9 protein-coding genes are annotated in these 13390 nt (G+C 69.7%); 7 read left to right on the forward strand and 2 right to left on the reverse strand.

The annotated features are described in order from the left end of the window. The first annotated feature begins 1 nt into the window (after position 1). Both ACQP03_RS14245 and ACQP03_RS14250 read left to right on the forward strand, forming a co-directional pair. A complete protein-coding gene (locus ACQP03_RS14245) occupies positions 2 to 2398 on the forward strand; it encodes an RICIN domain-containing protein (RefSeq protein ID WP_357172128.1) in 2397 nt (798 codons plus the stop codon). A gap of 268 nt (positions 2399 to 2666) precedes the next feature. After that, entirely contained in the window at positions 2667 to 4343 is a 1677-nt protein-coding gene (locus ACQP03_RS14250; protein WP_357172129.1) for a glycoside hydrolase family 27 protein, read from the forward strand. A gap of 135 nt (positions 4344 to 4478) precedes the next feature. On the opposite strand, the gene ACQP03_RS14255 is transcribed toward ACQP03_RS14250, so the two are convergent. Then, on the reverse strand, positions 4479 to 5504 hold the full coding sequence (locus ACQP03_RS14255; RefSeq protein ID WP_357121317.1) for a LacI family DNA-binding transcriptional regulator: 1026 nt from the start codon (positions 5502 to 5504) through the stop codon (positions 4479 to 4481). 361 nt (positions 5505 to 5865) lie between these two features. On the opposite strand from ACQP03_RS14255, the gene ACQP03_RS14260 reads away from it, so the two are divergent. The 4 genes from ACQP03_RS14260 to ACQP03_RS14275 are packed head-to-tail and all read left to right on the forward strand — an operon-like array spanning position 5866 to position 10168. Beyond that, a complete protein-coding gene (locus ACQP03_RS14260) occupies positions 5866 to 7221 on the forward strand; it encodes an ABC transporter substrate-binding protein (RefSeq protein WP_433460968.1) in 1356 nt (451 codons plus the stop codon). Continuing rightward, complete coding sequence (locus tag ACQP03_RS14265) at positions 7218 to 8189, forward strand: carbohydrate ABC transporter permease (protein WP_357121324.1); 972 nt, start codon at positions 7218 to 7220, stop codon at positions 8187 to 8189. Before ACQP03_RS14260 ends, ACQP03_RS14265 begins: the two co-directional genes overlap by 4 nt. Next, complete coding sequence (locus tag ACQP03_RS14270; RefSeq protein ID WP_355050051.1) at positions 8186 to 9010, forward strand: carbohydrate ABC transporter permease; 825 nt, start codon at positions 8186 to 8188, stop codon at positions 9008 to 9010. The genes ACQP03_RS14265 and ACQP03_RS14270 overlap by 4 nt, the downstream gene beginning before the upstream one ends. A 3-nt stretch (positions 9011 to 9013) precedes the next feature. Then, positions 9014 to 10168: a serine hydrolase domain-containing protein gene (locus ACQP03_RS14275; RefSeq protein WP_363659779.1), complete on the forward strand. Its 1155-nt coding sequence runs from the start codon at positions 9014 to 9016 to the stop codon at positions 10166 to 10168. Positions 10169 to 10268: 100 nt separating this feature from the next. On the opposite strand, the gene ACQP03_RS14280 is transcribed toward ACQP03_RS14275, so the two are convergent. Continuing rightward, positions 10269 to 11681, reverse strand: a complete 1413-nt coding sequence (locus tag ACQP03_RS14280) for an endo-1,4-beta-xylanase (RefSeq protein WP_357392737.1) — start codon at positions 11679 to 11681, stop codon at positions 10269 to 10271. A gap of 668 nt (positions 11682 to 12349) precedes the next feature. Between ACQP03_RS14280 and ACQP03_RS14285 the strand changes: the two genes are divergently transcribed. Beyond that, positions 12350 to 13357, forward strand: coding sequence for an ABC transporter permease (locus ACQP03_RS14285; RefSeq protein WP_357121332.1), 1008 nt, complete (start codon positions 12350 to 12352; stop codon positions 13355 to 13357). The last annotated feature ends 33 nt before the right edge of the window (positions 13358 to 13390 follow it).

Raw genomic sequence — 13390 nt, forward strand, 5'->3', positions numbered from 1 at the left:
AGTGTCCGTCTCATCCATCGCCGTGGCGCGCCGGCTCCTCGCCGGCGCCGCCACGGCGGCACTGACCGCAATGGTCGCCGTCACCGCCGCGGCCACACCGGCCGCCGCGGCGACCACCACCCTCTACGCGTCCCCGTCGGGCGGCGGGAGCACCTGCTCCGCCAGCCAGCCGTGCTCGCTGGCCGGCGCGCAGGCCGCCGTCCGGACGCTCAACAGCTCCATGTCCGGCGACATCGTCGTGGAACTGGCCGACGGCGTGTACCGGCTCACCTCGCCGCTGCGGCTGACCGCCGCCGACTCCGGCACCAACGGCTACCAGGTGATCTGGCGGGCGGCCGCCTCGGCCCACCCGACGATCAGCGGCGCGCGGGCGGTCACCGGCTGGTCGCTTGTCGACTCCGCGAAGAACATCTGGCGAGCCAGCGTCCCCACCGGGCTGGACAGCCGCCAGCTCTACGTCAACGGCGCCATCGCCACCCGGGCGCGTACCGCCGTCAACCGCGCCGACTTCACCTTCACCACGACCGGCATGCGGTTCAGCAACAGCGCGTTGAGCTACCTGAACAACGTCGGTAACCAGAGCCGGGTCGAGGTGGAGAGCGTCGGCTCGTTCACCGACCGGTACTCGCCCGTGCAGAGCATCAGCGGGAACTTCCTGACGATGCAGCAGCCGGCCTGGAACAACAACACGTTCGGCTTCGACACCCTGTCCCGTCCGCACCGGGCCGGCCCGTTCTACCTGGCCAACGCGTACGAGTTCCTCGACTCGGCGGGGGAGTGGTATCTCAACCCGGGCAGCGGGCAGCTCAACTACATCCCGCTCGCCGGGCAGAACATGAACAGCGTCAGCGTGGAGCTGCCGCAGCTCCAGTCGCTGGTCAACGTGGGCGGCACGTACGACGCGCCCGCGCACCACATCTCGTTCAGCGGCGTCACCTTCACCGGTACGAGCTGGCTCGGCCCGAGCAGCAGCAACGGCTTCGCCGACCAGCAGACCGGCGCGCACATCGTCGGCACCTGGGCCCGCCCGTCCGACGCGTTGACCTCCTGCCAGGAGGGCTGCCCGCTGTTCGAGGCCACCCGGCCGAGCTGGGCCCAGATGCCCGCCGCCGTGCAGGTGTCGGCCGCCAACACCATCTCCTTCAGCGACTCCCAGTTCGTCAACCTGGGTCAGACGGCCATCGGCATCGGCAACGACGCCAACGCCCACGCGAGCGGTGTCGGCCTGGGTACCAGCAACATCACGGTCACCCGTTCCGAGATCGCCCGCAACTCGGCCGGCGGCATCGTGGTCGGCGGCGTGCGCGCCGACGCCCACCACCCCGGCGACCAGCGGATGGTCAACCGGAACGTCACCATCAGCAACAACCGGGTGCACGACCTGGGCGTGGAGTACCGGGGCGTGGTGTCGATCCTGACCACCTACGTCAGCACCTCGTTGGTCTCGCAGAACGAGGTCTACAACATGCCGTACACCGGGCTGTCCGTCGGCTACGGCTGGGGCGCCAACGACGCCGGTGGCAGCCAGCACTACGCCAACCGGGGCCTCTACAACTACCAGCCGCGCTACTCCACGGCCACGACCGCGTCGAACAACCAGGTCATCGGCAACTACGTGCACGACGTGATGCAGCAGATGACCGACGGCGGGTGCATCTACACGCTCTCGGCGAACCCGGGCGGGACCATCAACCAGAACTACTGCCTGCGAACCAACGGCTGGTTCGGGCTCTACTTCGACGAGGGCTCGCGCTACTACACCGCCCGCAACAACGTGTTCTCCTCCACCGGCACCTGGGCCACCGCGAACTACTACTACGCGGAGAACATGGGCAACTTCACCGTCACCAACAACTGGTCGACCAACGGCAGCACCAACGTGACGAACGGCGACCGGGGCAACGTGGTCAACAGCAACGTCACGGTCTCCAACGGAAACTGGCCGTCGGGCGCGCAGTCCGTGATCGCGGCGGCCGGCGTCCAGGGCGGCGGCAGCACCAACCCGCAGAGTGGGCAGATCGTGGGCGTCCAGTCGGGTCGCTGCGCCGAGATCGGCGGATCCGTCACCACCAACGGCACGCAGGCCCAGCTCTGGGACTGCATTAGCGGAGCCACCAACCAGCGGTGGACGGTGACCGCAAGCCGGCAGCTCATGGTGTACGGCAACAAGTGCCTGGACGCCTCCGGTGCCGGCACCGCCAACGGCACCAAGGTGGTGATCTGGGACTGCAACGGCCAGGCCAACCAGCAGTGGAACGTCAACGCCAACGGCACGATCACCGGCGTGCAGTCGGGCCTCTGCCTGGACGCGAACGGCGCCGCAACGGCGAACGGCACGAAGCTCATCCTCTGGTCGTGCAACGGCGGCACCAACCAGCAGTGGCAGTTGCGTAGCTGAGGCGGGCTCGCCCCGACCGGCCGTACCCCCGGCCGTCTGCGGCGGGAATGGGCCCCGTCGGTCATCCGTGACCGACGGGGCCTGCGCCTGCCCTGGTGGGTCCGCTCGCCGATACGTCGAGACATGGAAGTAGTTGAATTCGACGAAACGGCTCCGTAATATGACCGGCGTCTGCTGTTAACGCTAACAGTGGTCGCGCACACGACGGTGCCCGCCTCATCCGGGTTGCCGTCCCCCGTGGATGGCACTACCGAAAGGACGCTCCCGAATGAAGCGAATCCGAGCCCGTCACTGGGGGCGGGCAGCGGCGGCCGGGCTCCTCGTGGCCGCCGCCCTCGTGGGCCTGCGGGCACCCGGGGCCCAGGCGCTGGAGAACGGCGTCGCCCGGACACCCCCGATGGGGTGGAACAGCTGGAACTCCTTCGGTTGCAACATCAACGAAGGGTTGATCCGGCAGACCGCCGACGCGATGGTCAGCAACGGAATGCGCGATCTGGGCTACCAGTACGTCGTGGTCGACGACTGCTGGTTCAACCCGAACCGCGACAGCTCCGGCAACCTCCAGGGCGACCCGACCCGCTTCCCGAGCGGGATGAAGGCGCTCGGCGACTACCTGCACGCCCGGGGGCTGAAGTTCGGCCTCTACCAGGTGCCCGTCGACAAGACCTGCGCGCAGTACTTCAACAGCTACCCCGGCGCGACCGGCAGCCAGGGCCACGAGGCGCAGGACGCCCGGCAGTTCGCCGCCTGGGGCGTCGACTTCCTCAAGTACGACTGGTGCTCCCCGAACGGCAGCATCAACGACCAGGTCACCACGTTCGCCAAGATGCGCGACGCGCTGGCCGCGACCGGCCGGCCGATCGTCTACAGCATCAACTCCAACAGCATCCACGCCAAGACCGGCCCGCAGCGCAACTGGGGCGACGTGGCGAACATGTGGCGCACCACCGAGGACATCACCAACGCGTGGGACACCGGGCAGACCAACGGCTACCCGATGGGCATCCAGAACATCATCAACGTGACCGTCCCGCTGGCCTCGTACGCGCGCCCGGGTGGATTCAACGACCCGGACATGATGGAGGTCGGCCGGGGCGGCATGAACGACACCGAGATGCGCAGCCACTTCGCGATGTGGGCGATGATGGCGTCGCCGCTGATCGCCGGCAACGACGTCCGCAACATGAACGCCGCGACGCAGACGATCCTCAAGAACGCGAACCTGATCGGCATCAACCAGGACGCCCTGGGCTTGCAGGCCGGCCAGGTGTCGTTCGACGGCACCCGTCGCGTGCTGGCCAAGCGGCTGGCCAACGGTGACGTCGCGGTCGCGCTGTTCAACCAGAGCGGTTCGACGACGACGATCTCCACGACGGCCGCCGCCGTCGGCAAGTCCGGCAGCTCCTTCACCCTGGTGGACGCCTGGAGCAACACCACCAGCACGAGCACCGGCTCCATCTCCGCCAGCGTTCCGGCGCACGGCACGGTGGTGTACCGGGTCAGTGGCGGCGACACCAGCACCCCGCCGCCGACCACCCCGCCGCCGACCACCACGCCGCCGCCGACCACCTCCTTCGCGCTGTCGAGCGTTGCCTCCGGCCGCTGCCTGGACGTCCCGCAGAGCAACACCACGAACGGCACCCAGCCGGTGATCTGGGACTGCAACGGGGCCGCCAACCAGCGGTGGACGGCCAACGGGCAGACCCTCCAGGCGCTCGGCAAGTGTCTGGACGCGCCCACCAACGCCAGCGCCGGCAGCAAGGTCCAGATCTGGGACTGCAACGGCGGCGCCAACCAGCGGTGGACGTTCAACTCGAACGGCACGATCAGCGGAGCGTCGTCGGGCCTCTGTCTCGACGTCAACAACAACGCGACGGCCAACGGCACCACGGTGCTCCTGTGGACCTGCACCGGGGCCTCCAACCAACGCTGGACCCGGCGCTAGCCACACCGCGCTGACAGCTCGACAGGTCCGGACCGGGGCGGCACGGCCCCGGCCCGGACCTGTCGTCGTCCGGCCCCGTCGCGCCGGGCGCGGGCGTGTGCCGGTACGGGCCCGCCCGCGGCGGGGGTGCCCGGATCAGGAGGCGGGAGGCGCGAGGGACCGGCGTCGGCGCAGCGGCATCGCGACGAGCGACCGCTCGGCGGCCCCGCCGTCCAGGAGCAGTTCGACCGCGCGCCTCCCCATCTGCTCGTGCGGTAGCGCGGTGGTCGCGAGGCTGGGACGTAGCCAGGCGGCGATCGGATCGTCGTCGAACGAGATCACCGAGATGTCGTCCGGGACGGTCAGGCCCGCCTCGCCGAGTGCCTGGTAGGCGCCGAACGCCAGCCGGTCGTTCATGCAGATGATGGCGCTTGGTCGTTGGGTTCGGTTCAGCAGGGCGCGCGTGGCGGCGTAACCGTGCTCGGGCAGCCACTCGGTGCAGAAGGACTCCGCCAGGAGGGTGACGCCCGCGTCGCTCAGCGCCTGCTGGATGCCGTGCAGGCGGGCCCGAGCGGCGAGGGAGATCTCCTGGTCGCCCTCCTTGATCCGGTTGCGGCCGATGAGCGCGATGGCGTCGCGGTGACCGTACTCCAGCAGGGCGGTGGCGACCGCGCGACCGGCCCGGTCGTCGTCGGGAAGCACGCAGGGCAGATTGTCCGAGCTGGTGGCGTTGAGCAGCACCACCGGGCCGCCGAGGATGGCGGGGGGCACCGTGAGTCGCCGGGTGGCCATCGCCGCGTAGATCACCCCGTCGACCTGCCGGTCGAGCATGGCCTCGATGGCGTACTGCTCGAAGGTGGCATCGCCCTGCGTCTCGGTGATGAGCAGCACGTGGTCGCGTTCCCGGGCCGCGTCGAGCGCGCCGCGGATGAGGCCGCCGGCGAAGCGGGTGGTGGCGACGATGTCGGAGACGAACGCGATGGTCGCCGTCTTGCGGGTACGCAGGCTGCGTGCCGCCAGGTTGGGCCGGTAGCCCAGCTCCTCGGCGGCGGCGAACACGCGCTGGTGTGCCTCGGCCGAGAGCCGGGTGCCCTCCCTGCCGTTCAGCACCATCGACGCGGCGGTCTTGGACAGCCCGGCCCGCCGTGCGACGTCGGCCAGGGTTGCTCTGTTGCGGCCCATCTGTCCTCCGAATCAGGCGCGGCGCCACGGGCTCCCGCTCCCGCCCATCATGATGCGTCGGCGCACGGAGCCCGGCCCCGGTCGGGTCGGGCGTGGTGTGAACCCGATGTTTCCGGACCGTTGCCAGGTTGTCCTTGACAGCCTCCGGTGTCACGCGCATGCTCTGCTAAATCAGTTTAGCGGCCACTTTTGGCGCGTCGGTAGACGCCGTCGGTCGCTTGCTGAGTCGGTACGCGAGCGCGGCGGCGCGAGATGGTCACGGCGTACGTGTCGTGGCCGCTCGCCCGTCGCGAAGGTCCCGGTGGAGCCGTCGCGCGGCCGTGGGTCGTGGGACGCGCGGAGGAAACATAGGAGTCATGACATGGCACAAACGCTGACGACATTCCCGCGACGCGGCGCGCTGGTCCTCGGACCGCTGCTGGTGCTGGGGCTCGCCGCCACGGCGTGCAGCGCGCCCGGAGCCGACCGGTCGTCGACCGCCGGGCCCGACGCCGCCGTCAAGACGGACCTGGGCACCGGGCCGGTCACCCTCCAGATGTACGCGGAGACCGGCTTCCCGCTGGCCAAGGCGCTGGCCGACGAGTTCTCCAAGCAGCACCCGAACGTCACTTTCAATATCCGCGAGGACCAGTTCACGGTCATCGTGGAGAACGCCCCCCGCGTGATGGCCTCGGACAACGCGCCCGACATCATCCGGCTTCCCACGATGGTCGACCTCGTGAAGGACGACCTGCTCAAGAACCTCGACCCGTACGTCACCGCGTACGGCTGGGACAAGTTCCCCGCCTCGCAGCTCGTGCAGTTGCGCGTCGGCGACGAGACGCGGGGCGTGGGATCGCTCTACGGCATGGGGCTCGGCTACAGCGTCACCGGAGTCTTCTACAACAAGAAGCTGGCCGCCCAGGTCGGCATGACCCAGCCGCCGGCCACGGTCGCGGAGTTCGAGCAGGTGCTGGCGAAGGCGAAGATCAGCGGGGTCCAGCCGATCATGCAGTTCAACAAGAACACCGCGGGCATCAACTTCCCGCACCAAGCGCTGCAGAACCAGTTCGGCGACCCGGCGCAGGTCGCCGACTGGATCTTCCAGAAGCCGGGAGCCACCTTCGACACGCCGGCCGCGCTGAAGGCCACCCAGACCATCCAGAAGTGGGCGCAGGCCGGCTACTTCACCAAGGACGCCAACGCCCTGGACTACGCGGGCATGGTCGGGCAGTTCCAGAAGGGGAACGGTCTGTTCATGTTCAACGGCGACTGGGAGTCGGCGAACCTCGACAAGACGATGGCCGGCAACGTGGGCTTCTTCCTGTTCCCCGGCGAGGCGGCCGGCGCCAAGCACGTGGCGATGTCCGCCCCCAACACCTTCGGGGTCTCCGCCAAGGCCAAGAACCCGGACGCCGCCGCGTTCTTCCTCAACTGGGTCCACACCGACGCCAAGGCGCGGGAGATCGCCGTGACGGTCGGCGGGTCCAGCCCGGGTGGCCCGAGCGACCTTCCGGTGCCGGCCGCCGCCCCGAACACCGTGCTGGCCGAGACCCTCAAGGCGGCGCAGCAGCTCGGGGCCGAGAACGGCGCGGTCGACTTCACCGCGAACGCGACCGGCGGCATCTTCGCCGCCGCGATCACGCCCGAGATGCAGAAGCTGGTCGCCGGCCAGCAGACGCCCGAGGGGTACGTCAAGGCGGTCCAGGCCGAGTACGAGAAGGAACTGTCCCGATGACGTCTGCCCTCGGCAGCGCACCACCAGGGCGGGACGGCCGGGCGTCGTCCGTGGGTCGTCCCGCCCGTCCCGCGTCCGCGCGGGCCCACCGACGCCGGTGGGCACGCGCGGCCGGGACCGGCTGGTTGTTCGTCCTGCCCGCCTTCGTGATGTACGCGGTCTTCGTCCTGCGGCCCCTCGCCCTGACCGTCCAGTACTCGCTCTACGACTGGAACGGGATCGGGGTCGCCCGCTGGGCGGGCCTGGACAACTACGTCACGGTCTTCACCGACAGCGACCTACTGAAGATCATCTCCAACGCGATCATCCTGATCGTCTTCTTCAGCCTCATCCCGGTCGCGCTCGGGTTGCTGGTGGCGAGCGTGGTCCGCCGGATCACCACCGGCGCGTTCGGCACCGTGGTCCGGACGATCCTGTTCCTGCCCCAGGTCATTCCCCTGGTGGCGGCCGGCATCGCGTGGAGTTGGCTGCTCTCGACCAACGGTCTGGTCAACCAGGTGCTGCGCGCCGTCGGGCTCGGTGGCGTGGCCCGCGCCTGGCTGGGCGACTTCGACACGGCGCTGCCCGCCGTCGGGGTGATCGGGGCGTGGGTCCTGCTCGGCCTCTGCACGATCCTGCTGGTGACCGGCATGAGCAAGATCGATCCGGCGCTCTACGAGGCCGCCCGGCTGGACGGCGCGGGGCCGGTCCGCGAGTTCCTCGCGGTCACCCTGCCCAGCCTGCGTCAGGAGATCGGGGTCTGCCTCACCGTCACGATCATCGCCGCGTTGGCCAGCTTCGACATCGTCTACATCTCCACCAGCGGCGGACCGGGACTGCAGACCACCGTCCCCGGTCTGGAGATCTACCGGCTGGCCTTCTCGCAGCGTCAGGTGGGGTTGGCCTCGGCGCTCGCGGTCGTACTGATGCTTCTGGTGCTGGCCTTCGTGCTGCCGATCCAGCGACTGACCCGGGGGGAGAAGCCGTGAACCTGAGCCGACGTGAGCAGCTGACCGGTCGGGTCTTCCTGATCGCCCTGATCCTGGTGACCCTGCTGCCGTTCGTCAGCATGCTCTCGGCCGCCCTGCAACCGCGCGGCACCGTGCCCGACGGTCTGGCCTGGCCGTCCGACCCGCAGTGGGGCAACTTCGCCGACGCGTTCACCGCCGCCAACATGGGCGCACTGCTGCGCTCCAGCCTGCTCATCGTGGCGGGCGTCGTACCGGTGTCCGTGCTCATCGCCACCATGGCCGGTTTCGGGCTGGGTCAGTTGCGGGTGCCCGGCGGCCGGCTCGTCTTCGGTCTGCTGCTGCTCGGCCTCACGCTGCCCTTCGAGGCCGTCGTCACCCCGCTCTACTACCAGATGCAGGACCTCGGTCTGCTCAACACCCGGTGGGCCATCATCCTGCCGCTGATCGGCCTCTACATGCCGTTCGCGGTGTTCTGGATGCGCGCCCACTTCACCAACGTGCCGGTCGAGCTGTCCGAGGCCGCCCGGGTGGACGGCAGCAGCACCTGGCAGCTGTTCTGGCGGGTCCAGGTGCCGCTGGCCCGCCCCGCCATCGCGTCGCTGACGATCCTGATGTTCCTCTGGACGTGGAACCAGTTCCTGCTCGCGATCGTGCTGGTCGACGACGCCACCAAACGCACGATGGCCGGAGCGCTCGGCGCGTTCCAGGGCCAGTGGGGCACCGACCTGGTGCTGCTGTGCGCTGGCTCGCTGCTGATCCTCACACCTACCCTCATCGTGTTCCTGATCTTCCAGCGACAGTTCATCAAGGCCCTGATCCAGGGCTCACTGAAGGGATAGGCAGTGGCCACGCAGCCGCAGATCCACGGCGACGTCGACGAGCGCTACGGGCGCGTCGCCGACGCGTTCCGCGACAACTTCACCCTCCGCGGTGAGGTCGGCGCCGCGGTCACCCTCTACGTGCGGGGTCGCAAGGTCGTCGACCTGTACGGCGGTCTGGCCGACACCCGCACCGGACGCCCCTGGACGGCGCACACGCCGGTCGTCGTCTTCTCCTGCACCAAGGGGGTCCTGGCGATCTGCGCGTACCTGCTCGCCCAGCAGGGGCGCCTCGACCTCGACGCGCCCGTGACGCGCTACTGGCCGGAGTTCGGCCAGCACGGCAAGGCCGACATCCCCGTACGGTGGCTGCTCACCCACCAGTCCGGCCTGCCGGCGCTGGACCGGCCGCTGACCCTCGACGAGGTGCTCGCGTGGGATCCGGTCATCACGGCGATCGAGGCGCAGACCCCGCTGTGGGAGCCGGGTACGGCGCACAGCTACCACTCGATGACCTACGGGTGGCTCGTCGGCGAGGTCATCCACCGCGTCAGCGGTCAGCTCCCCGGCGCGTACTTCCGCGACACCGTCGCCGGCCCGCTGGGACTGCGTACCTGGCTCGGGCTGCCCGCTGCCGAGCGCGACGGCGTCGCCTGGAATCTGGCCCCACCACCGGACGCCGATCCCTTCGTCGACCCGGTCGCCGAACGGGGGATCACCATGGGCGGCGCGTTCGCCTTCCCCGCCGACGCCGACGGTCTGGTCAGCTTCAACGACCCGGACATCCAGGCGGCCGGCATTCCGGGCGCGGGAGCGGTGAGCACCGCGGGCGGCCTCGCGCGCCTCTACGCGGCCTGCGTGTCCGACGTGGGCGATGGACCCCTGCTCACCCGGGCCTCGGTCGACGACGCGGTCGTCGTCCGCTCACGGGGCCAGCAACGGCACGGCCCGCCCGACACCGGCCAGCGCTGGGGCACCGGTTTCCTGCTGCACTCCGAGCCGGCCCGGCCGCTGCTGGGGGAGCACAGCTTCGGCCACGACGGGGCCGGCGGCAACCTCGCCTTCGCCGACGCGTACCACGAGGTGGGGTTCGGCTACGTGGTCAACCAGATGTACGGCGCGGGCGACGAGCGCGCCAACCGGCTCACCGCCGCGGTCCGCTCCTGCCTCGACGCCTGACGCGGGGTAGGCGCACCCCCATGACGGCGAGCACCCCCGGGGCGCGCGGTGGTCCGCGCGGCCCCGGGGGCGCTCAGGGGGTGAGCTGAGAGGGGACGGGTCAGCTCGCGGTGCAGGTAGGAGTCGCGGACGGACCGGCGCCGGTGCCCTGGAAACCGAACTCCGTGCTGCCGCCCGCACCGATCTGGCCGTTGTAGTCGACGTTGCGGAAGTCCACCGCACCCGAGGAGCCGCTGGCCTGCGCGCTCCACGTGTTGGTGATGGCGGCGCCCGAGGGCAGCGTGATCCGGACCGACCAACCCCGTACGGCCGTCGAGCCGGCGTTGACCTTGACCGTGGCGACGAAGCCACCGTTCCAGGAGTTCAGCGACACCGAGGCGGTGCAGCCGCTACCGGTGGGCGGAGGAGTGGTCGGCGGCGGCGTCGTGGGCGGGGGAGTGGTCGGCGGAGGGGTGGTGGGCGGCGGCGTGGTCGGGGTGCCGGTGCCCGCGTTGAGGGCGTTGAGGACGGAGGTGTACGCCGCCTTCTTGTTGCCCGACCGGTCGAACAGCAGCGGGTTGTCGTTACTGCGCCACGAGTCGCTGTCCCGTACGCCCCACACCGTGATGCCGGTGCAGCGGGCGATGGCCATGCAGGCCCGGGTCACCTGGGCGTAGGCGTTGGCCTGGTTGGAGCCCTGGGCGATGTCCAGCTCGGTGATCTGGACGTCGACGCCGAGGTCGGCGAAGCGCTGCAGGTTGGCCTGGTAGTCACCCGGCACCGAGGTGCCCAGGTGGGACTGGAAGCCGACGCAGTCGATCGGCACGCCGCGGGACTTGAAGTCGCGGACCATGTTGTAGATGCCGGTGGACTTCGCGTTGATGCCGTCGGTGTTGTAGTCGTTGTAGCAGAGCTTGGCGCCCGGGTCGGCGGCGCGGGCGGCCCGGAACGCCACCTCGATCCAGTCGTTGCCGGTGCGCTGCAGGTTCGAGTCGCGTCGACCGCCGCTGCCGCCGTCGGCGAACGCCTCGTTCACCACGTCCCACGCGTAGATCTTGCCCCGGTAGTGGGTGGCGACCTGGGTGACGTGGTTGATGGCGGCGTTGCGCAGCGCGGTGCCGGACATGCCCTGCGCCCAACCCGGCTGCTGCTGGTACCACAGCAGCGTGTGGCCGCGGACGATCATGCCGTGCGACTGGGCGTGGGCGACGATCTGGTCCCCGCCGCTGTAGTTGAACCGGCCCTGCTGCGGCTCGGTGGCGTCCCACTTCATCTCGTTCTCGGGAGTGAGCTGGTTGAACTCCCGGTTCACGATGCCAGCGAACTGGCTGTCGGACAGCTTGAAGGCCGGTACCGCGGCGCCGTAGTAGCGGCCCTTCTCGGCCGCCGAGGCGCCCAGCGTGGTGCCGGCGTTGGCGGCCGAGGTCACCGCCACCGTCGCGGCGACCGCCGCGAGGGTGGCCGCGAGCGGCACCAGCACCCGACGGCCCCGGAGGAGGGGTCGCGGTGTGCGTTCGTCGGGGATCTTGTCCATGGTCCTGCCTTTCGACAAATGATGGCGGCGGAGTCGAGGTCGGGCGGCCCGATCGGCGAAGGGCTGCCGGGGGTCGTGCGGGGCGAGATTCGGCGGTGCCCGGGATGGTCCGACGGGTCGACAACGGTGCTGCCTGCGGGGTAAACGTCACAATGGACTGCCGCGTGCGCGGACGCGGGAATGACGTACGCCGGACAGGTGTGGCTCGGACAGCTCACCGGCCGTCGACCGGGTCGTGGGACCCGATGCCCTTCGAGGTGCCGGTGGTTCCGAACGGGAGGGACGTGCCCTCGACTCCTTGGCGGAACATAGCATGTTATCGATAACATGCTCAAGGCGACCGGTGGCCGTGCGGCAGACCCCTCCGTTGACGACGTCGGTCGCCGTCCCGGACCGGACACGGTTAGCGGGTCTTTTGGTCGGACGTATCGTGCCCGAGGTGCGAATAACGATGCCACAACATGCCGGTAAGACCTTGGCAACACGAGTGTGACCATGGCAAGGTAACGCCTGATCATTGCAAACATCTGATCTATCGTGCGGGCGCTACGGGGCGTGGCCCGTGCGTGACTTCCTGGGGAGGTCCGGTTGCGAGCGAGAGCGTCAATCACCGGCGGCGGCGCGTGCCGAGCCGGGCGAGACACAGTGGACGACGGCCGGGCCCGGCGATGAGCGCCGTCGAGGCGACCGACCAGGCCCACGGCGGCGCGCTCAACGACTGGTTGCGCGAGCGGATCTCCCACGCGCTGTCCGAGTTCACCGCCGCGACCGCGCTCGTCGTCCTGTTCGTCGCGCTGAGCTTCGCCAGTCCCTACTTCCTGACGGCCGACAACCTGTTCAACATCGGCGCGCAGACCGCGGTGATCGCCATCATCGCCGCCGCGCAGACGATGGTCATCATCACCAAGGGAATCGACCTGTCGGTCGGTTCGGTCGCCGCGCTCGCCGGCGTGGCCGGCGCGATGGTCGTACGGGACCTGGGCTTTCCGCTCCTCGCGGCCACGGCGGTCGCGATCGGTGTCGGCGCTCTGGCGGGACTGCTGAACGGGTTGCTGGTCACCGTCGCCCGGATACCCCCGTTCATCGCGACGCTGGGAACGATGTCGGTCGGCCGAGGACTGGTCTTCATCATCACCGGCGCGGTCGGCGTCTACGGGCTGCCCAAGTCGTTCCAGCTGCTCGGCAACGGCGAGATCATCGGCATTCCGTTCGCGGTCGTGATCACCGCCCTGGTCGCCGTCGGGGTCGCCTTCCTGCTCTCGCAGACCCGCTTCGGGCAGTACACCTACGCGATGGGCTCCAACCTGGAGGCCGCCCGCCGCTCGGGCATCGCGGTGGGGCGCTACCTGACCTACGTGTACGTCCTGGCGGGTGTCCTGGTCGGCCTCGGCGGCATGATCGCCGCCTCCCGGGTCAACTCCGGGCAGCCGAACTACGGCATCTCGCTGGAACTCGACGTCATCGCCGCGGCGGTCATCGGCGGCGCCAGCCTATTCGGCGGGCAGGGCCGGATCGTCGGGACCATCATCGGCGCCTTCCTCATCGCCCTGGTCCGCAACGGCGCCGTCCTGCTCGACATCAGCATCCACTACCAGCAGGTGATCGTCGGCCTGATCATCTGGGCTGCCGTCTACTTCGACCAGTACCGCCGTCGGCGGCTGGAGTCACGGGGCTGATCTGCCGTTCCCGCAGCTCACCAGAGGAAGGAC

The sequence above is a fragment of the Micromonospora sp. CA-248212 genome (assembly GCF_050948405.1).
Lineage (GTDB): Bacteria > Actinomycetota > Actinomycetes > Mycobacteriales > Micromonosporaceae > Micromonospora.